Source organism: Pseudomonas sp. LBUM1678 (assembly GCF_059695575.1).
In genome coordinates this window covers 409,187-429,226 of the sequence record NZ_CP166775.1, presented here as the reverse complement: position 1 = coordinate 429,226, position 20,040 = coordinate 409,187, and the positions used below count along the sequence as shown (strand labels likewise).

The following is a 20,040-nucleotide window of genomic DNA, read 5'->3' as shown; positions in this document are numbered from 1 at the left end:
AAGTGAAAACTGCTGTCGCCCCCCTTGCCCATGAAGTTCCGCCCGCTGCGGTGGATGTTGTCGCCGAATTGAAAGAGATCTATATCGAGAAAGGCACACCGATGTTCATGCGCACGGTGCTGGCGCTGTTCTCCGGCGGCTTCGCGACCTTCGCCCTGCTCTACTGCGTGCAGCCGATGATGCCGCTGCTGTCTCACGAGTACTCGATCAACGCGGCGCAGAGCAGCCTGATCCTGTCGGTGGCCACCGGGATGCTCGCCATCGGCCTGCTGATCACCGGTCCGATCTCCGACCGTGTCGGGCGCAAACCGGTGATGGTCGCGGCGCTGTTCGCCGCCGCGCTGTGCACCATGGCCAGCGCGATGATGCCGAGCTGGCAGGGCGTGCTGGTGATGCGTGCATTGATCGGGTTGTCGTTGAGCGGCCTGGCGGCGGTCGCCATGACGTACCTGAGCGAAGAAATCCACCCGCAGCACATCGGTCTGGCAATGGGGTTGTACATCGGTGGCAACGCGATTGGCGGGATGAGCGGCCGCTTGATCACTGGTGTGTTGATCGACTTCGTCAGCTGGCACACCGCGATGCTGGTGATTGGCGGGCTGGCGCTGATCGCCGCGACGGTGTTCTGGAAAATCCTCCCCGAATCACGCAACTTCCGCGCTCGCTCGCTGCACCCGCGCAGCCTGCTCGACGGCTTCACCATGCACTTTCGCGACGCCGGTCTGCCGCTGCTGTTCCTCGAAGCCTTTGTGCTGATGGGCGCGTTCGTCACGCTGTTCAACTACATCGGCTATCGCTTGCTGGCCGAGCCGTACCACATGGACCAGGTCTTCGTCGGGCTGCTGTCGGTGGTGTACTTGTCGGGCATCTACAGCTCGGCAAAAATCGGCTCTTTGGCCGATCAACTGGGCCGGCGCAAAGTGCTTTGGGCGACGATTGTGCTGATGCTCGCCGGCCTTGCCCTGACCATGTTCACGCCGCTGCCGGTGGTGATTATCGGCATGCTGATCTTCACCTTCGGCTTCTTTGGCGCGCACTCGGTGGCCAGCAGCTGGATTGGGCGTCGGGCGATCAAGGCCAAGGGGCAGGCGTCGTCGCTGTACCTGTTCAGCTATTACGCAGGGTCGAGTATTGCGGGGACGGCGGGCGGGGTGTTCTGGCACTTGGGCGGGTGGAACGGGATCGGATTGTTCATTGGCGCGTTGCTGGTGATTGCGCTGCTGGTGGCGTTGAAGCTGGCGAAGTTGCCGCCGTTAGGTGGCGTCAAAGCCTGACACCAATCCCTGTGGGAGCGAGCCTGCTCGCGATGGCGGCGTAACAGGCAACATTGATGTTGAATGTTATGGCCTCATCGCGAGCAGGCTCACTCCCACACTGACCGCGTACGATCTGGTATCTCAAACAAAAACACCCGGCAAAAGCCGGGCGTTTTTTATTGGGCGACGATCACTCGTGATACTGCGCCGACAGTTCATGCACGGCGCGCATGAACGCACCCGCGTGTTCCGGGTCGACTTCAGGCGTGATGCCATGGCCGAGGTTGAACACGTGGCCGCTGCCCTTGCCGTAACTGGCGAGGATCCGGCCGACTTCGGTGCGAATGGCTTCTGGTTTCGCGTAGAGAACGGTCGGGTCCATGTTGCCTTGCAGGGCGACTTTGTTGCCGACGCGCTGGCGGGCTTCGCCAATGTCGCAAGTCCAGTCCAGGCCAAGGGCATCAGCGCCAGCGTCGGCGATGCTTTCCAGCCACAGGCCGCCATTTTTGGTGAACAGGATGACCGGCACTTTGCGGCCTTCGTGCTCGCGGATCAGGCCGCTGACGATTTTGCGCATGTAGGCCAGGGAGAATTCCTGGTACGCCGCCGCCGAGAGGTTGCCGCCCCAGGTGTCGAAGATCTGCACCGCTTGCGCACCGGCCATGATCTGGCCGTTGAGGTAGCTGGTGACCGACTGCGCGAGCTTGTCGAGCAGCAGGTGCATGGCTTGCGGGTTGTCGTAGAGCATGGCCTTGGTCTTGCGGAAGTCTTTCGACGAGCCGCCTTCGACCATGTAGGTGGCCAGGGTCCACGGACTGCCGGAGAAGCCGATCAGCGGAACGCGACCGTTCAGTTCGCGGCGGATGGTGCTGACCGCATCCATGACGTAGCCGAGGTCTTTCTGCGGATCGGGAATCGGCAGGGCTTCGATGTCGGCCATCGTGCTGACGACTTTCTTGAAGCGCGGACCTTCACCGGTTTCGAAGTACAGGCCTTGGCCCATGGCATCGGGGATGGTGAGGATGTCGGAGAACAGTATCGCCGCGTCCAGTTGTGGATAGCGGTCGAGCGGCTGCATCGTGACTTCGCAAGCGAACTCCGGGTTCATGCACAGGCTCATGAAGTCGCCGGCCTTGGCACGGCTGGCGCGATATTCAGGCAGGTAGCGACCGGCCTGACGCATCATCCATACCGGCGTGACGTCTACGGGTTGCTTGAGCAGGGCGCGAAGGAAACGGTCGTTCTTCAGGGCAGTCATGTCGGCATCCGGAAAAAAAGTGCGGGCATTTTCTCAGAGCCGGGCGCAAAAGGCACGGCAAGCGCCGCACCTTTTGTCTATCGGGTCAATTTGTCGCAATGAAATGCAGACTTTGCAGCACCACACAACACTGTGGGAGCTGGCCTGCCGGCGATAGCATCACCTCGGTTTGTCAGGCAGACCGAGGTGATGCTATCGCTGGCAGGCCAGCTCCCACAGGTATTGCGGTGCAACTTCAAACCGGGTTTAGACGCCCAGGTAATCCAGGATCCCTTCAGCCGCATTTCGGCCTTCGAAGATCGCCGTCACCACCAGGTCAGAACCGCGAACCATATCGCCACCGGCGAAGATTTTCGGGTTGCTGGTCTGGTGCTTGTACTGACCTTGCTCCGGGGCCACAACGCGGCCCTGGCTGTCGGTCTGGATGCTGTGCTGTTCGAACCACGACGCCGGGCTCGGACGGAAACCGAACGCGATGACCACGGCGTCGGCCGGGATGATCTCTTCGGAGCCCGGGATCGGCTCTGGGCTGCGACGGCCACGGGCGTCCGGTTCGCCGAGACGGGTCTCGACCACCTTCACGCCTTCGACCTTGTCTTCACCGACAATGGCGATCGGCTGGCGGTTGTAGAGGAACTTCACGCCTTCTTCCTTGGCGTTCTTCACCTCTTTGCGCGAGCCCGGCATGTTCGCTTCGTCACGACGATAGGCGCAGGTCACCGACTTGGCGCCCTGGCGGATCGACGTACGGTTGCAGTCCATCGCCGTGTCGCCGCCGCCCAGTACCACAACCTTCTTGCCTTTCATGTCGACGAAATCTTCCGGCGACTTTTCAAAGCCCAGGTTGCGGTTGACGTTGGCGATCAGGAAGTCCAGCGCGTCATGCACGCCCGGCAGGTCCTCACCGGCAAAGCCGCCCTTCATGTAGGTGTAGGTGCCCATGCCCATGAACACGGCATCGTATTCTTCGAGCAGTTGCTCGACGGTCACGTCCTTGCCCACTTCGGTGTTCAGGCGGAACTCGATGCCCATGCCGGTGAAGACTTCGCGACGATTGCTCAGCACGGTCTTTTCCAGCTTGAACTCGGGGATGCCGAAGGTCAGCAGACCACCGATTTCCGGGTTCTTGTCGAACACCACCGGGGTCACGCCGCCGCGCACCAATACATCGGCACAACCGAGGCCAGCCGGGCCTGCGCCGATGATCGCGACACGCTTGCCAGTCGGTATGACCTTGGACATGTCCGGGCGCCAGCCCATGGCGAACGCGGTGTCGGTGATGTACTTCTCGACCGAACCAATGGTCACCGCACCGAAGCCGTCGTTAAGGGTGCAGGCACCCTCGCACAGACGATCCTGCGGGCACACCCGGCCGCACACTTCCGGCAGGGTGTTGGTCTGGTGCGACAGCTCGGCGGCCTGGAGGATGTTGCCCTCGGCCACCAGCTTCAGCCAGTTCGGAATGAAGTTGTGCACCGGGCACTTCCATTCGCAATACGGGTTACCGCAACCCAGGCAGCGGTGGGCCTGATCGGCCGAATGCTGGGGTTTGAAGGGTTCGTAGATCTCCACGAACTCTTTCTTGCGTTGACGCAACAGTTTCTTCTTCGGATCTTTGCGCCCGACGTCGATGAACTGGAAGTCGTTATTCAGACGTTCAGCCATTGTTAAAACCTCATCAAACTCTTCTGGCGCATATCACTGCGGGTTGGCACGGGTGCTGGAAAGCAACGATTTCAGGTTGGCAGCCTTGGGCTTGACCAGCCAGAAACGACGCAGATAGTCGTCGAGGTTTTCAGCGAGGTTACGGCCCCACTCGCTGTCGGTTTCCTCGACGTATTCGTTCAGCACGCGTTGCAGGTGGCTGCGATAGGCTTCCATCGCCTCACCGCTGATCCGCTGGATTTCCACCAGTTCGTGGTTGACCCGGTCAACGAAGCTGTTGTCCTGGTCGAGCACGTAGGCGAAACCGCCGGTCATGCCTGAGCCGAAGTTGTAACCGGTCTTGCCCAACACGCAGACGAAACCACCGGTCATGTACTCGCAGCAGTGATCGCCAGTGCCTTCCACCACGGTGTGAGCACCGGAGTTACGCACCGCGAAACGCTCGCCCGCGGTACCGGCAGCGAACAGCTTGCCGCCCGTGGCGCCATACAGGCAGGTGTTACCGATGATGGCACTGTCCTGAGTCTTGTAGACGCTGCCCTTCGGCGGAACGATGACCAGCTTGCCGCCGGTCATGCCTTTGCCGACGTAGTCGTTGGCGTCGCCTTCCAGGTACATGTTCAGGCCGCCGGCGTTCCACACGCCGAAGCTCTGACCGGCCGTCCCTTTGAAGCGGAAGGTGATCGGCGCATTCGCCATGCCTTGGTTGCCGTGCTTGCGAGCGATTTCACCGGAGATCCGCGCGCCGATCGAACGGTCGCAGTTGCAGATGTCCAGGGCGAAATCGGCGCCGCTCATGTCGTTGATGGCCGAGGTGGCCATGTCGACCATTTTCTCGGCCAGCAGGCCTTTGTCGAACGGCGGGTTGCGCTCAACCTGGCAGAACTGAGGCTTGTCTGCCGGGATGTGATCGCTGCCGAGCAACGGGGTCAGGTCCAGGTGATTCTGCTTGGCGGTCTGGCCTTCGAGGATGTCCAGCAGATCGGTACGACCGATCAGCTCTTCGAGGGAGCGCACGCCGAGCTTGGCCAGCCACTCACGGGTTTCTTCGGCGACGTAGGTGAAGAAATTCACCACCATGTCGACGGTCCCGATGTAGTGATCCTTGCGAAGCTTCTCGTTCTGAGTCGCGACGCCGGTGGCGCAGTTGTTCAGGTGGCAGATGCGCAGGTATTTGCAACCCAGGGCGATCATTGGCGCGGTGCCGAAGCCGAAGCTTTCAGCGCCGAGGATCGCTGCCTTGATCACGTCGAGGCCGGTTTTCAGGCCGCCGTCGGTCTGCACCCGGACTTTGCCGCGCAGGTCGTTGCCGCGCAGGGTCTGGTGGGTTTCGGCCAGGCCGAGTTCCCACGGAGCGCCCGCGTATTTGATCGAGGTCAGCGGCGATGCACCGGTACCGCCGTCGTAGCCGGAGATGGTGATCAAGTCCGCGTAGGCCTTGGCCACGCCGGCGGCGATGGTGCCGACGCCTGCTTCTGCTACCAGCTTCACCGAGACCAGCGCCTTCGGGTTGACTTGTTTCAGGTCGAAAATCAGCTGCGACAAGTCTTCGATCGAGTAGATGTCGTGGTGCGGCGGTGGCGAAATCAGGGTCACGCCCGGCACTGCGTAACGCAGCTTGGCGATCAGACCGTTGACCTTGCCACCTGGCAGCTGACCACCTTCGCCGGGCTTGGCGCCCTGGGCGACCTTGATCTGCAGCACTTCAGCGTTGACCAGGTATTCCGGGGTGACACCGAAACGACCGGTGGCGACTTGCTTGATTTTCGAGCTCTTGATGGTGCCGTAACGCGCCGGGTCTTCGCCGCCTTCGCCGGAGTTGGAACGCGCACCGAGGCGGTTCATGGCTTCGGCCAGGGCTTCGTGAGCTTCCGGCGACAGGGCGCCGAGGGAGATGCCGGCGGAGTCAAAGCGCTTGAGCACCGATTCCAGCGGTTCGATCTCGCTCATGTCCAGCGGCGTGTCCAGGGTCTTGACCTTGAACAAATCGCGGATCATCGACACCGGACGGTTGTCGACCAGGGCCGTGTATTCCTTGAACTTACTGTAGTCGCCCTGCTGCACAGCGGCTTGCAGGGTGTTGACCACATCCGGGTTGTACGCGTGATATTCGCCACCGTGGACGAACTTCAGCAGACCGCCCTGCTGGATCGGCTTGCGCGGACTCCAGGCTTCTGCGGCCAGGGCTTTCTGCTCGGCTTCGATGTCGACGAAACGCGCACCCTTGATGCGGCTCGGCACGCCACGGAAGCTCAGCTCGCAAACTTCTTCGGACAGGCCGATGGCTTCGAACAGCTGCGCACCGCGGTACGAGGTGATGGTCGAGATGCCCATCTTCGACAGGATCTTCAGCAGGCCCTTGGTGATGCCTTTGCGGTAGTTCTTGAACACCTCATAGAGGTCGCCCAGCACTTCACCGGTACGGATCAGGTCGCCCAACACTTCGTAGGCCAGGAACGGATAGACCGCCGAGGCGCCGAAACCGATCAGCACCGCAAAGTGATGCGGGTCGCGAGCGGTGGCGGTTTCCACGAGGATGTTGGAGTCGCAACGCAGGCCTTTCTCGGTCAGGCGATGGTGCACAGCGCCGGTCGCGAGCGAAGCGTGGATCGGCAACTTGCCCGGGGCAATGTGACGGTCACTCAGCACAACCTGGGTGCGACCGGAGCGCACGGCTTCTTCAGCCTGATCGGCAACGTTGCGGATGGCCGCTTCGAGGCCGACGCTTTCGTCGTAGTTGAGGTCGATGATCGCGCGCTCGAAGCCCGGGCGATTGAGGTTCATCAGCGAGCGCCACTTGGCCGGGGAAATGACCGGCGAGCTGAGGATCACGCGTGAGGCGTGTTCCGGCGACTCCTGGAAGATGTTGCGCTCGGCACCGAGGCAGATCTCCAGCGACATGACGATGGCTTCACGCAGCGGGTCGATCGGCGGGTTAGTGACCTGCGCGAACTGCTGGCGGAAATAGTCGTACGGCGTGCGCACGCGCTGGGACAGCACGGCCATCGGCGTATCGTCGCCCATCGAGCCGACGGCTTCGTAGCCTTGTTCGCCGAGCGGACGCAGCACTTGGTCACGTTCTTCGAATGTGACCTGGTACATCTTCATGTACTGCTTCAGCTGGTCGACGTCGTAGAAAGCCGAACCGTGGTCGTTGTCTTCCATGGTCGCCTGGATGCGCAGGGCATTCTTGCGCAGCCATTGCTTGTACGGATGACGCGACTTCAAGCGGTTGTCGATGGCGTCGGTGTCGAGGATCTGACCGGTTTCGGTGTCCACGGCAAAGATCTGACCCGGGCCAACCCGGCCCTTGGCGATCACGTCTTCAGGCTGGTAGTTCCAGACACCGATTTCCGAGGCCAGGGTGATGAAACCGTTCTTGGTCGTGACCCAACGCGCAGGACGCAGGCCGTTACGGTCGAGCAGGCACACCGCGTAACGACCGTCGGTCATTACCACGCCGGCCGGGCCGTCCCACGGTTCCATGTGCATCGAGTTGTATTCGTAGAACGCACGCAGATCCGGGTCCATGGTTTCGACGTTCTGCCACGCAGGCGGAATAATCATCCGCACGCCACGGAACAGGTCGATGCCACCGGTGACCATCAGCTCAAGCATGTTGTCCATGCTGGAGGAGTCGGAACCGACGCGGTTGACCAACGGGCCGAGCTCTTCCAGATCCATCAGATCGTTGGTGAACTTGGTACGACGGGCCACGGCCCAGTTACGGTTACCGGTGATGGTGTTGATTTCGCCGTTGTGGGCGAGGAAGCGGAACGGCTGAGCCAGCGGCCATTTCGGCAGGGTGTTGGTGGAGAAGCGCTGGTGGAACACGCAAATCGAAGTTTGCAGGCGCTGGTCGCTGAGGTCTGGATAGAAGGCGGACAGATCCGCCGGCATCATCAGGCCTTTATAAATAATGGTCTTGTGCGAAAAGCTGCAGATGTAGTGATCGGTGTCGGCGGCGTTGGCCACGGACGAGCGACGACGAGAGGTGAACAGCTTGATCGCCATGTCCTGATCGCTCAGGCCTTCACCGCCGATGTACACCTGTTCGATCTGCGGCAGGCGCTCCAGGGCCAGGCGGCCGAGGACGCTGGTGTCGATCGGCACTTTGCGCCAGCCGACGAGTTGCAGGCCGGCCGCCAGGATCTCGCGGTTCATGTTCTCGCGAGCGGCTTCGGCTTTGACCGGGTCCTGGTTGAAGAAGACCATGCCCACGGCATATTGCTTGGGCAGTTCGACGCCAAAGGTTTCCTGGGCGATCGCTCGCAGGAACACATCCGGCTTTTGAATCAGCAGACCGCAACCGTCACCGGTCTTGCCGTCGGCGTTGATCCCACCGCGGTGGGTCATGCAGGTCAGGGCCTCGATGGCCGTTTGCAAAAGGGTATGACTGGGCTCGCCCTGCATATGGGCTATCAGGCCGAAACCGCAGTTATCCTTGAATTCATCTGGTTGGTACAGACCTGCTTTCATAGACACTTTCTCACCAGGCTGCCTCTTTCCGAGGCAAATTTCTTTTCAATTCAACCACTTGCGATCCGCGCCGAACGTACGCCGGCTTAGCGGGGGCAAAAGGGTGGTCATTGTACACAGCGACACAGAGGCTCACAAATTTGACGACGAACTGTCGCAAATCTATGTCGCATTTGTGAAAGGTTTAAAGCGATCTGCTGTGCTAGTCAAAACTTTTTTAATTTTGACCGCAACGACTCAAAGACTACTGTGACGCAGACACCACAAGGCACGCGGCCTGGAGAGGCGGCATGCGCTTGCAGAAATTTTGAGGTGCTTGGAGAGGCGGCCTGGGTAAGGCCGCCGAATCTTCAGCGAGTTGTTGCCAGTTCCTGTTGGACGCTGGCGACAGTGCGAGGCCAAGGTTTACCAGCCTGAACCTTCGCTGGCAAGGCCTTGATGGCGGTAAGGGCTGCATCACGGTTGGCGAAGTTACCGTAAGTGATGACGTAAAGCGGCTTGCCGTTGAGGACTTTCTTGAAATAACGGTACTCGCCGCCCTGCTCTTTGACGAAGGTTTGCGCACTCGCTTCGGAGCTGGTGCCGAGGATCTGCACCACGTAGTTGCTCGTCGGTTGCCCGGCGTACCAGGCACCACCGGCGCCTTTCGCAACAGCGGCAGTGGCTGGTTTTTCGGCAGGCTTGGCGGTGGCCACGACGGCAGGCTTGGCTGGCGCTGGGGCCGGGGCCGGCTTCACGGCTGGCGCAGTCGGGACTGGCTTGGCTGTGGCGACCTGAGTCGGTGCGGGCACCGGTTTGGCGGCAGGCGTCGGCGCAGGGCCAGGCTGGATGCCCGCAGGCGGCGCGGTGGTGGTCACGGTTGGCGGTGTAGCGCTGGAGCCCTCGACCGGCACACCGTCGTCGCCTTCGGTGATGCCACCGGCCGCTTCGGCCAGAGGACCGCGCATGACCGGTTGCGAGTTGCCGACCAGCGGCAATGGCATCGGTTGCGAATTACCGGCGAATTCGACGGCAGGAGCACCGCCACTGCTAGGTTGTGGCGTGCCTTGGCCGAGCGGCAGTTGCGCCTGTTCGTTGGCAGGCGCGCCGGTGGTCGGTGCTTTGCTGCGACCCGGCATCAACCAGGCGGCGGCTACCGCGACCACGACGACGGCGGAAATCGCCAATACGTGTTTCTTCGGCATGTTGAACCCCATACTTGGACGCTTAACCGCAGAGCGGCTGGCAATCATGGCTTCGATCATCGCATCGCGGGCAACCTGGTTGATGGTGCCAGGCCAGCCGTCGGAGCTTTCGTGAATATCAGAGATCTGATCTGCGGTGAAAAGTTCGATACCCCGGCCGGCGCCTTCGAGACGCTGGTCCAGGTATTCGCGAGTTTCTTCCTCGGTGTAAGGCTGCAACTCGATGACGTGGAAACGCTCTTCCTCGAGGCTCAGCGCGTCCAGTTGCGCAATCAGCGAGGACTCACCGAACAGGAACACATGCGGACGACCTTCCGGTGCACCGGCAGCCAGGGCCAGCAAGGCCTCCAGCGCGGATTCGTCGAGTTGCTCGGCGTCATCCACCAGCAAATAGACTTCCTGCCCGGTCAGCGCCAGTTGCACGACCTGCGACAGAATCGCATTGACCTCTGCCTGGGCGACGTTCAATGCCTGAGCCACCTGACGCAGCACGCCGGCAGCATCGCCAGCGCCACGGGCGGAAACCACCACGCTCTGCACCGACTGCTTGTTCGTACTGGCCACCAGGGCCTGGCGCAACAGGGTCTTGCCACTGCCTTGCGGGCCGGTGACCACCAGCAGCAACTGGCTGTAGCGTGCCAGGTGATGCAGTTGCCCCAGCACCGGTTTGCGCTGGGCCGGGAAGAATTTGAAGCCAGGCACCCGTGGAGCAAAAGGGTCATGACTCAACTGGTAATGGCCGAGGAAAGCCTCGTCGGCATGCAAACTAGTCATCGGGATCTTATTAACCTTTAAGCTGAGCCAGGGCGCGGTAATCCGCTCCCAGCGTGGCCTGTAAAACTTCTTTCGGATAATCGTCGGTCACCACCGCTTCGCCCATGTGGCGCAGCAGCACCAGGCGTAAACGACCGTCGATCACTTTCTTGTCAATTGCCATGTGTTCGAGAAAATCGGCTTCAGTCATCTCTTCAGGCGGGATGACCGGCAGGCCGGCACGCTGAAACAGACGAATGCCGCGATCGCGCTCCTGTTCGCTGATCCAGCCCAGTCGCGCAGACATTTCCAACGCCATTACGGTGCCAGCAGCGACGGCTTCGCCATGAAGCCAGACACCATAGCCCATATGGGTTTCGATAGCGTGTCCGAAGGTGTGCCCCAGGTTCAACGTGGCCCGAACACCGGTCTCCTTCTCGTCGGCACCGACTACCTCGGCCTTGGCCGCGCAGGAACGTTCGATGGCGTAGGTCAGGGCGACCTGGTCCAGAGCGCGCAAGCGATCAACGTTTTCTTCGAGCCAGGTCAGGAACGGCTCGTCGCAGATCAGCCCGTACTTGATGACTTCCGCCAGCCCCGCAGAGAGCTCGCGGGCCGGCAGGGTATTGAGGGTCGCGGTATCGATCAGCACCACATTCGGCTGATAGAAAGCACCGACCATGTTCTTGCCCAGCGGGTGATTGATCCCGGTCTTGCCGCCCACCGAGGAGTCGACTTGCGACAGCAGCGTGGTCGGAACCTGAATGAAATCGACACCGCGCTGATAGCAGGCCGCCGCAAAACCGGCCATGTCACCAATCACACCGCCGCCGAGGGCGATCACCGTGGTGCGACGGTCGTGGCGAGCAGTCAGCAAACCGTCGAAAATCAGTTGCAGGGTTTCCCAGGTCTTGAAAGCTTCGCCGTCGGGCAGCACCACGGAAATCACCGAGAACTGCGCTAGGCTGCGGGTCAGACGTTCGAGATAGAGCGGCGCGACGGTCTCGTTGGAGATGATCGCTACTTGCCGCCCGCGAATATGCGGGGCCAGCAGCTCAGGCTGATCCAACAAACCTTCGCCAATGTGAATCGGGTAGCTGCGCTCGCCTAGATCGACCTTGAGTGTCTGCATGTGTCCCCACAGTGAAGATGGAATCAGGCGTCCTGCCTTGAGTTAACGAATGTCCACGGCGTCTGCTGGTGTGACGCCGTTCGGTAGCCATCCGCCACAACCTTGAGCGGTCGTGACAGGACGCCGAGGATAGCGCATTTCGCGCCTCGCTTTAACGGGGAGGTAGCTGCTGCAAGCGTTCGAGAATATCGAGCACCACCATTCGCGGCGGCCGCTCATCGGTTTCAATCACCAGGTCGGCGATTTCCCGATACAGCGGATCGCGGATCGCCAGCAGATCCCGCAGGGTCTTCGCCGGATCGGCGGTGCGCAACAATGGGCGATTTCGATCGCGGGACGTGCGGCCGACCTGCTGCTCGACAGAGGCATGCAGATAGACCACCCGACCGCCAGCGTGCAACGCCCGACGATTGGCTTCGCGCATCACCGCGCCGCCACCGGTCGCCAGCACCACGCCGTCGCAGCCGCACAGCTCGGCAATCATCGCCTGCTCGCGGTCACGAAAGCCCGGTTCGCCTTCTTTATCGAAAATCCACGGGATATTGGCGCCCGTGCGCAATTCAATTTCCTTATCGGAATCTTTGAACGGCAGGCGCAGCTCTTTGGCCAGCAACCGGCCGATGGTGCTTTTTCCAGCCCCCATCGGTCCAACAAGAATCAAATTTCGCACAGAATCAATGACTCACAGCAATCGCCTGGTTATTCATGATACGCGGAGTGAGAAATACCAGCAGCTCGGATTTTTTCTCCGAAACCACGTCACGCCGGAAAAGGCGGCCAAGATACGGCACATCACCGAGAAATGGCACCTTATCTACAACCTTGCTCTGAGTATTTGAGAAAACCCCGCCAATCACGATGGTCTCGCCATCATTGACCAAAACCTTGGCATTGACCTCGTTTTTCTTGATCGGCGGTACATCCTGGACCTTGTTCAGGTAGTCCGGTTCGTCCTTGGTGACCTTGACCTCCATGATGATCCGGTTGTCCGGGGTGATCTGCGGCGTGACCTCAAGGGACAGCGACGCCTCCTTGAACGACACCGAAGTGGCACCGCTGGAGCTGGCTTCCTGATAGGGAATCTCGGTGCCCTTGAGGATTTTCGCGGTTTCCTTGTCGGACGTGACCACCTTGGGTTGAGAGACGATTTCGCCGTTACCAGTCTTCTCCATCGCGGTCAGCTCCAGGTCCAGCAGCACGTTATCGGTGATGAAGGCGATGCCGATTCCGGAGGTATTGCCCGCAGCGCCCAGGTCGACAAACGGCGAGTTGGTGCTGGTGCTGCCCGGGGTACCAATGGTGGTCGACGAACCATTACTGACGCCGGATGTGTTCCAGTTGCCCTTGTTCTGCACCGAGCCCCCCCAGCGCACGCCGAGGCTTTTGTCGTAGTCGACGTTGGCTTCGACGATTCGCGCCTCGATCATCACCTGACGCACCGGGATATCCAGCTGCGCAACGATGCGACGTAGTTCGTCGAGTCGGTCCTGGGTCTGGTAGGCAATGATGTTGTTGGTCCGTTCATCAACCGTGATCGAACCCCGTTCGTCGATTTTCGATTCGGCACTGGTCACCGACGTGAACAGCTTGGCGATGTCGGCAGCCTTGGCGTAATTGACTTGCAGCAGCTCTCGACGCAGGGGCGCGAGGTCGGAGATCTGCTTCTGCGATTCCAGTTCCTGACGCTCTCGCGCGGCGATTTCATCGGCCGGCGCCACCAGCAGGACATTACCGATCTTGCGCTTGTCCAGGCCTTTGGTTTTCAGCACCAGGTCCAGCGCCTGGTCCCACGGCACGTTCTGCAGACGCAGAGTGATACCGCCCTGCACCGTGTCGCTGGCCACCAGATTGAGGTTGGTAAAATCGGCGATCAGTTGCAGCACCGAGCGCACATCGATGTCCTGGAAATTCAGCGAGAGCTTTTCACCAGTATAGGCAAAACGTTCGGCATTACGCTTTTGCAGGTCGTCGACAGTCATTGGCCGGATGCTGACAGTCAGTTTGTTGTCGGTCTGGTAGGTCGAATAATCGAAGGCGCCGCTGGGCTCGATGCTGATCGTGGCCCGGTCGCCCGTGGCGCTGGCGTTGACGAACTGCACCGGGGTGGCGAAATCCTTGACGTCCAGACGTACGCGCAACGGCTCTGGCAATTGGGTTTTGGCAAAACCGAGGATGATCTTTCCGTCGCGCTCCTGAATGTCCGGGGCGATGGACGGATCCGACAGATCAATCACCACATTGCCTTCACCCTGCGTACCGCGCTGGAAATCCACACCTCGGATGGCCTTGCCCACAGGGGCATAGGCTTTCGCCGGGGCGGGCGTTGCAGTCGCAGTGCGAGGTGCACTGGCGGGCGGCCGGGATGCCTTGTTATTGGCACCCTCCCCGACCACTACGATCAGTTTGTTGCCTTCGACTCGTGCGCTGTACGGGGTCAGCTGCGTCAGATTGATGATCAACCGCGTACGGTCCTTGGCTTCCACAACCGTCGCGCTGCGGGCATTGCCGCCTCCCAGGTCACGACTCTTGCTCGCCAGCTTAGTGACGACGCCTGGCAGATCCAGCGCAATTCGTGCAGGCGACTCGGTCGTGTAACCGTGGGGCTGTGGTGGCGGGCCATCGAAAGATAACTTCAACTCGACACGATCACCCGGCAGCGCGGCGACATCCAGCGCATTGAGGTTGGCCGCTTGTACCATCGGCGACAGCAACGCTATCCATAGCGAGATACCGAGGGTTGAGAAAATCCTGTTCATTATTCGAGTTCCACTATGAGTGCTCTTTCAAAGGGATGGTCCGTGGCCGTTCCAGCCAGGCACCTTCGCCATCGGGAACGATTTCGACCACATCGACTTGCGAGCCGTTGATGGCGACGATCCGCCCATCGTTACGCCCCAGGTAATCGCCGACTTTCAGCCGATGCACTCCGCCTGCTCCGCGCAACAGTGCAAAGGAGCCGGTCGCATTGGAGATTGTGCCGACCATTTCAAACTGCTCGATGTTGAAACCTTCGAGGTATTGCTTGGCCCGGCTGGGGTCGGGTTTGACGTTGCGCGAGCCGCGCTGCTGACCCGCCAGGTCGACCCTGACCTGCCGGGAAAACGGGCTGCGCAGGTTGGCAGCGTTGTAGGTGAATGTTGGGTAAGACCGGAATGTCGGCGTTGGTTCAATCTTGCCCGGCGGCCGCAGGCGCACTTCGTTCATGTAGGCGTCGAGGTCGCCGACGTCATTGTCGCTGCCGCAACCGGCCAGACCGGCGAGCAACAAAACCATCAATAAGCAACGAATCGGGGTCATTTCTGCAACCCCTTGTCGTTGTAGCGGTAGGTCTTGGCAAGGATGCTCATGCGCAGTTTCGGACCGCCCTCCGGGTCAGCCGGCGCAAGGTCGAAATCATGCAGCGTAACGATCCGCGGCAACCCGGCCACGCCACTGACGAACGTCGCCAGGTCGTGATAGGCGCCGGTAACGGTGATCTGGATCGGCAGTTCAATGTAGAACTGTTGGGAAACCTCCGGGAGCAACTTGATCTCTTCAAACTCCAGCCCGCTACCGAGGCCGGTACGGGTGATGTCTTCCAGCAGCCCGGGCACTTCGGTGTCGCTGGGCAATTGCCGCAGCAGCACACCGAAAGAGTTCTCCATCTCTTTCATCTGCTGGGTGTACAGCTCCAGGTTTGCCGCCATGCGAGCTTTGGTCGCGAATTGCTCCTTGAGGGTCGACTCCTCTTCACGCTTGAGTGTGAGGTGATCTTCCTGATCGCTGATGTAAAAGGTGTACCCCAGGGCCAACACCAGAACCATGAGCAAGCCACCCGCCAGGGCCTTGATCGCCGGCGGCCAGGAACCCATGTTGTTGGTGTCCAGATCGTTGATGTCGATCTTGCGCAGGCCTTCAAACCATTCGGAGGGGCTCATTTGCCAGCCTCCACAACGGCGGGCTGAGTCTGACGGACGGTCAACTGGAAGACGTTGGCCTGATCCAGCTGCCCGGCGGTGGTGGCTTTGACTTCCGTGAGGCTCGGCGCATCGAACCAGTCGGACGCGTCCAGATTGCGCATCAAGTCCGAAACACGATTGTTCGATTCCGCCGCGCCGGTAATGGACAGGGTTTTGCCGGCCATTTTCACTTCGGTGAAATACACCCCGTCTGGCAAGGTGCGCGCCAACTGGTCGAAAATACGCCCGCTGATCGGACGGTTACCTTGCAGGTCCTGGATGATGCGCATGCGCTCGACGAGCTGCTGGCGACGGGCCTTCAGGTCGCTGATCTGCTTGATGCGCTCGTCGACCACGGCAATCTGTTTGCCGATGTAATCGTTACGGGCCACTTGCCGGTCTATTGCACTGCTGATGACCTGGTCCGCGATGAAAATCGCGCCCACCGAACACATCAACACGCCGGCCAGCGCCAGCAAAAAACGTTTGCGACGCTCTTCACGCAGCTCTTCGCGCCAAGGTAAAAGATTGATCCGCGCCATCAGTCGAAACTCCTGAGGGCGAGCCCGCAGGCGATCATCAGTGCTGGCGCATCGCTTGCCAGGGCCCCGGCGTTGACCTTGCTGCTCAATGCCATGTCGGAGAACGGGTTGGCCACCTGGGTCGGCGTGCCCAGCCGCTGTTCGATCAGGCGATCAAGCCCCGGGACTGAAGCGGTACCGCCCGCCAGCAGGATGTGATCGACCGCGTTGTACTGACCGGAAGCAAAGAAGAACTGCAACGACCGGGAAACCTGCTGCACCAGAGCATCGCGAAAAGGCTGCAAGACTTCGCTGACGTAGTCATCCGGCAACCCGCCCTGCTTCTTCGCCAACCCTGCCTGCTCGATGGTCAGGCCATAACGACGCTGGATTTCCTCCGTCAGCTGACGACCGCCGAACAATTGTTCGCGGGTGTAGATGATCCGCCCGTTGTACAACACGCTCAGGGTGGTCATGGTCGCGCCGATGTCGACCACCGCCACGGTCAGCCCTTCCTGCGAGACCGCCAGCTGAGCCGCCAGCAAGCTGAACGAGCGCTCCAGCGCATAAGCCTCGACGTCCACTACTCGCGCCGTCAGGCCGGCCAGCGCAAGGGCGGCTTCACGCACCTCGACGTTTTCCTTGCGACAGGCTGCCAGCAGCACATTGACCCGCTCGGGGTTACGCGCCGACGCGCCCTGAACTTCGAAGTCGATGGCGACTTCATCCAATGGGTAGGGGATGTACTGATCGGCCTCGATCTTCAGCTGGTTTTCCATCTCGTCGTCGGAAAGACCGGCGTCCATCTCGATGGTTTTGGTAATGACTGCCGAACCGGCGACGGCCACGGCGACATTCCTGAGGCTGGTTTTGGCCTTGAGCAGCACGCGAGAGAGTGCCTGGCCCACGCCTTCGAGTTCGGCGATGTTTTTCTCGACCACCGCGTTGGCGGGCAAAGGCTCGACCGCATAGGCTTCGACCCGATAGCGGTCGCCCTGGCGACTGAGCTCAAGCAGCTTCACCGACGTGGAGCTGATGTCGATCCCCAGAAGCGTGTTGGCTTTTTTATTGAAGAGTCCTAGCACTACCAATTCCCTATGACTATCCGTGTCTTACGGACTCTGTAATACCCGTTGCGTTCAAACCACCCGTCTTGACAGCAGCGCAAATGACGCTCTCGACGTAAAAATGCTTATAATGCCCAGCGTTTTTTTCCGGTTTTTACTGCAAGCGCGGGTCGTTCCCTGTTTATCTGAACCCTGTTGCCTAATTCATTCTTTGCCCTGGATATCCCAAAGCCTTGATTCGTCTGCTGAAATTTTTCGGTTGGTCCATCGTCGCCGTTTTCTGCGGACTGCTCCTTGGTCTGAGCGGCGCGTTTCTTTACCTTAGTCCGGGATTGCCATCCGTGGAGGCTCTGAGAAGCATCCAGTTGCAGATTCCATTGCGGGTGTACAGCAGCGACAACAAGTTGATCGCAGAATTTGGCGAAATGCGCCGCACGCCGATCCGTTTCGCCGACATTCCCCCCAATTTCATCAATGCGTTACTAAGTGCTGAAGACGACAATTTTGCCAATCACTACGGCGTCGATCCCAGCAGCCTGATGCGTGCTGCGACTCAGCTGATCAAAAGCGGACACATCCAGTCCGGCGGCAGCACGATCACCATGCAGGTGGCGAAGAACTTCTTTCTGACCAGCGAACGCAGTTTCTCGCGCAAAACCACCGAAATCCTCCTGGCCCTGCAGATCGAGCGGCAGCTGACCAAGGACGAGATCCTCGAGCTGTACGTCAACAAGATCTATCTGGGTAACCGCGCCTACGGCATCGAAGCCGCCGCGCAGGTTTACTACGGCAAATCGATTCGTGACGTCAGCCTGGCGCAGATGGCGATGATCGCCGGCCTGCCAAAAGCCCCTTCGCGCTTTAACCCGCTGGCCAACCCGGCCCGCAGCAAGGAACGTCGCGACTGGATCCTCGGGCGCATGTACAAGCTCGGCAAGATCACCGAAGCCGACTACACCACCGCGATCAACGAGCCACTCAACGCCAGCTACCACGTGCCGACGCCAGAAGTGAACGCGCCGTACATCGCTGAAATGGCCCGTGCCGAAATGGTCGGCCGTTATGGCAGCGATGCGTACACCGAAGGTTTCCGCGTGACCACCACGGTGCCGAGCAATTTGCAGGAAATGGCCAACACCGCGGTCCACGAAGGCTTGATGACTTACGACCAGCGTCACGGCTATCGCGGTCCCGAGTCGCGCCTGCCGGGCAAGACTCGCGAGGCCTGGGCCACCGAGCTGACCAAACAGCGGACCATTAGCGGACTTGAGCCGGCCATCGTCACTCAGGTCGACAAGAACGGTCTGCAAGTGATCACCCGCACCGGTGAGGAACACGTCGCTTGGGACAGCATGAAATGGGCACGTCCATTCCTGAACACGAACAGCATGGGCGCCAATCCGAAGCAGCCGGCGGACGTGGCCCAGGTTGGTGACCTGATTCGCGTGCAGCGCCAACCGGACAACTCACTGAAATTCAGCCAGATCCCGCAAGCGCAAGGCGCGCTGGTGTCCCTTGATCCGCAGAACGGCGCCATTCGCTCGCTGGTCGGTGGTTTTGCCTTCGAGCAGAGCAACTACAACCGCGCCATGCAGGCCAAGCGTCAGCCGGGTTCGAGTTTCAAGCCCTTCGTTTACAGCGCCGCGCTGGATAATGGCTACACCGCCGCCAGCCTGGTGAACGATGCTCCAATCGTGTTCGTCGATGAATACTTGGACAAGGTCTGGCGTCCGAAGAACGACACCAACACCTTCCTCGGCCCGATCCGCCTGCGTGAAGGGTTGTACAAATCGCGCAACCTGGTATCGATCCGACTGGTGCAGGCGCTGGGCGTCGATCGCACCATCGATTACATCAGCAAGTTCGGCTTCAACAAGCAGGACCTGCCGCGCAACTTGTCCCTGGCCTTGGGCACCGCGACCCTGACGCCAATGGAAATCGCCACTGGCTGGAGCACCTTCGCCAACGGTGGCTACAAAATCAGCCCGTATATCATCGACAAGATCGAAAGCCGTAATGGCGACACGCTGTTTGTCGCCAACCCGCCGAGCGTTCCTCAGGGCGACGTTGCGACCAATGGCATCGCCGCACCGACCGACGCCCAGGCGTTCACGGTCAATGCGACCCCGGGCGAGGCTCCGGCCGCACCCGGCACTGCGCCGCAAACGCCAGCCGTGGCCGAACGCATTGTCGACGGTCGCACCACCTTCATCCTCAACAGCATGCTCGAGGACGTGATCAAACTCGGTACCGGCCGCCGCGCACTGGCCTTGGGTCGCAGCGACATTGCGGGCAAGACCGGTACCACCAACGAATCCAAGGACGCCTGGTTCTCCGGCTACAACGCCGATTACGTGACCACCGTCTGGACCGGGTTCGATCAGCCGGAAAGCCTGGGCAAACGCGAGTTCGGCGGCACTGTCGCGCTGCCGATCTGGATGAATTACATGGCTGCCGCCCTTAAAGACAAGCCGCCTCACACCCAGGCAGAACCGGAAGGCCTCCTCAGCCTGCGGGTCGACCCGGTCAGCGGTCGTGCGGCCAGCCCGGGCACGCCAGGCGCGTACTTCGAGCTGTTCAAGGCCGAGGACACGCCACCATCGGTGAATGAGCTGGGTAACGGCAATGCGCCGGGTAGCCCGCTGCCAGCGGATGAAGGGGCGCCGATCGATCTTTTCTGATCGCCTGAAGCAACGCAAAAGCCCCGCCTTCGAGAGAAGTGCAGGGCTTTTTATTGCCTCACATTTTGCGTTGACTGCCCCGGCCTCTTCGCGGGCAAGCCTCGCT

General features: G+C 60.5%; 13 protein-coding genes. 2 read left to right on the top strand and 11 right to left on the bottom strand.

Annotated elements, in window-relative coordinates; translation table 11 throughout:
* The first annotated feature begins 50 nt into the window (after positions 1 to 50).
* Positions 51 to 1,274, top strand: coding sequence for an MFS transporter (locus ACA070_RS01965; RefSeq protein WP_497451898.1), 1,224 nt, complete (start codon positions 51 to 53; stop codon positions 1,272 to 1,274).
* A 172-nt stretch (positions 1,275 to 1,446) separates the two neighbouring features.
* On the opposite strand, the gene hemE is transcribed toward ACA070_RS01965, so the two are convergent.
* From hemE to ACA070_RS01910, 11 genes are all read right to left on the bottom strand, one after another.
* Positions 1,447 to 2,514 (bottom strand): uroporphyrinogen decarboxylase, encoded by a 1,068-nt coding sequence (gene hemE, locus ACA070_RS01960; protein ID WP_497449822.1) that lies wholly within the window; start codon positions 2,512 to 2,514, stop codon positions 1,447 to 1,449.
* Positions 2,515 to 2,760: 246 nt separating this feature from the next.
* On the bottom strand, positions 2,761 to 4,179 hold the full coding sequence (locus tag ACA070_RS01955) for an FAD-dependent oxidoreductase (RefSeq protein WP_109627581.1): 1,419 nt from the start codon (positions 4,177 to 4,179) through the stop codon (positions 2,761 to 2,763).
* A gap of 33 nt (positions 4,180 to 4,212) precedes the next feature.
* Positions 4,213 to 8,658 carry a glutamate synthase large subunit gene (gene gltB, locus ACA070_RS01950; RefSeq protein ID WP_497449821.1) on the bottom strand — a complete coding sequence of 1,482 codons (4,446 nt, stop codon included), beginning with the start codon at positions 8,656 to 8,658 and terminating at the stop codon, positions 4,213 to 4,215.
* Positions 8,659 to 9,008: 350 nt separating this feature from the next.
* Positions 9,009 to 10,616 (bottom strand): SPOR domain-containing protein, encoded by a 1,608-nt coding sequence (locus ACA070_RS01945; RefSeq protein ID WP_497449820.1) that lies wholly within the window; start codon positions 10,614 to 10,616, stop codon positions 9,009 to 9,011.
* Positions 10,617 to 10,626: 10 nt separating this feature from the next.
* Positions 10,627 to 11,727: a 3-dehydroquinate synthase gene (gene aroB, locus ACA070_RS01940; RefSeq protein WP_102593630.1), complete on the bottom strand. Its 1,101-nt coding sequence runs from the start codon at positions 11,725 to 11,727 to the stop codon at positions 10,627 to 10,629.
* A gap of 151 nt (positions 11,728 to 11,878) precedes the next feature.
* Positions 11,879 to 12,397: a shikimate kinase AroK gene (gene aroK, locus ACA070_RS01935; protein WP_497449819.1), complete on the bottom strand. Its 519-nt coding sequence runs from the start codon at positions 12,395 to 12,397 to the stop codon at positions 11,879 to 11,881.
* Positions 12,398 to 12,401: 4 nt separating this feature from the next.
* A complete protein-coding gene (locus ACA070_RS01930) occupies positions 12,402 to 14,483 on the bottom strand; it encodes a type IV pilus secretin PilQ (RefSeq protein WP_497449818.1) in 2,082 nt (693 codons plus the stop codon).
* A gap of 13 nt (positions 14,484 to 14,496) precedes the next feature.
* A complete protein-coding gene (locus tag ACA070_RS01925; protein WP_497449817.1) occupies positions 14,497 to 15,024 on the bottom strand; it encodes a pilus assembly protein PilP in 528 nt (175 codons plus the stop codon).
* Complete coding sequence (pilO, locus tag ACA070_RS01920; protein ID WP_497449816.1) at positions 15,021 to 15,644, bottom strand: type 4a pilus biogenesis protein PilO; 624 nt, start codon at positions 15,642 to 15,644, stop codon at positions 15,021 to 15,023. The genes ACA070_RS01925 and pilO overlap by 4 nt, the downstream gene beginning before the upstream one ends.
* Positions 15,641 to 16,207 (bottom strand): PilN domain-containing protein, encoded by a 567-nt coding sequence (locus tag ACA070_RS01915; RefSeq protein WP_497449815.1) that lies wholly within the window; start codon positions 16,205 to 16,207, stop codon positions 15,641 to 15,643. Before ACA070_RS01915 ends, pilO begins: the two co-directional genes overlap by 4 nt.
* Complete coding sequence (locus ACA070_RS01910) at positions 16,207 to 17,271, bottom strand: pilus assembly protein PilM (RefSeq protein WP_462028925.1); 1,065 nt, start codon at positions 17,269 to 17,271, stop codon at positions 16,207 to 16,209. The genes ACA070_RS01915 and ACA070_RS01910 overlap by 1 nt, the downstream gene beginning before the upstream one ends.
* A 218-nt stretch (positions 17,272 to 17,489) precedes the next feature.
* On the opposite strand from ACA070_RS01910, the gene ACA070_RS01905 reads away from it, so the two are divergent.
* Complete coding sequence (locus ACA070_RS01905) at positions 17,490 to 19,934, top strand: penicillin-binding protein 1A (protein WP_497451897.1); 2,445 nt, start codon at positions 17,490 to 17,492, stop codon at positions 19,932 to 19,934.
* The last annotated feature ends 106 nt before the right edge of the window (positions 19,935 to 20,040 follow it).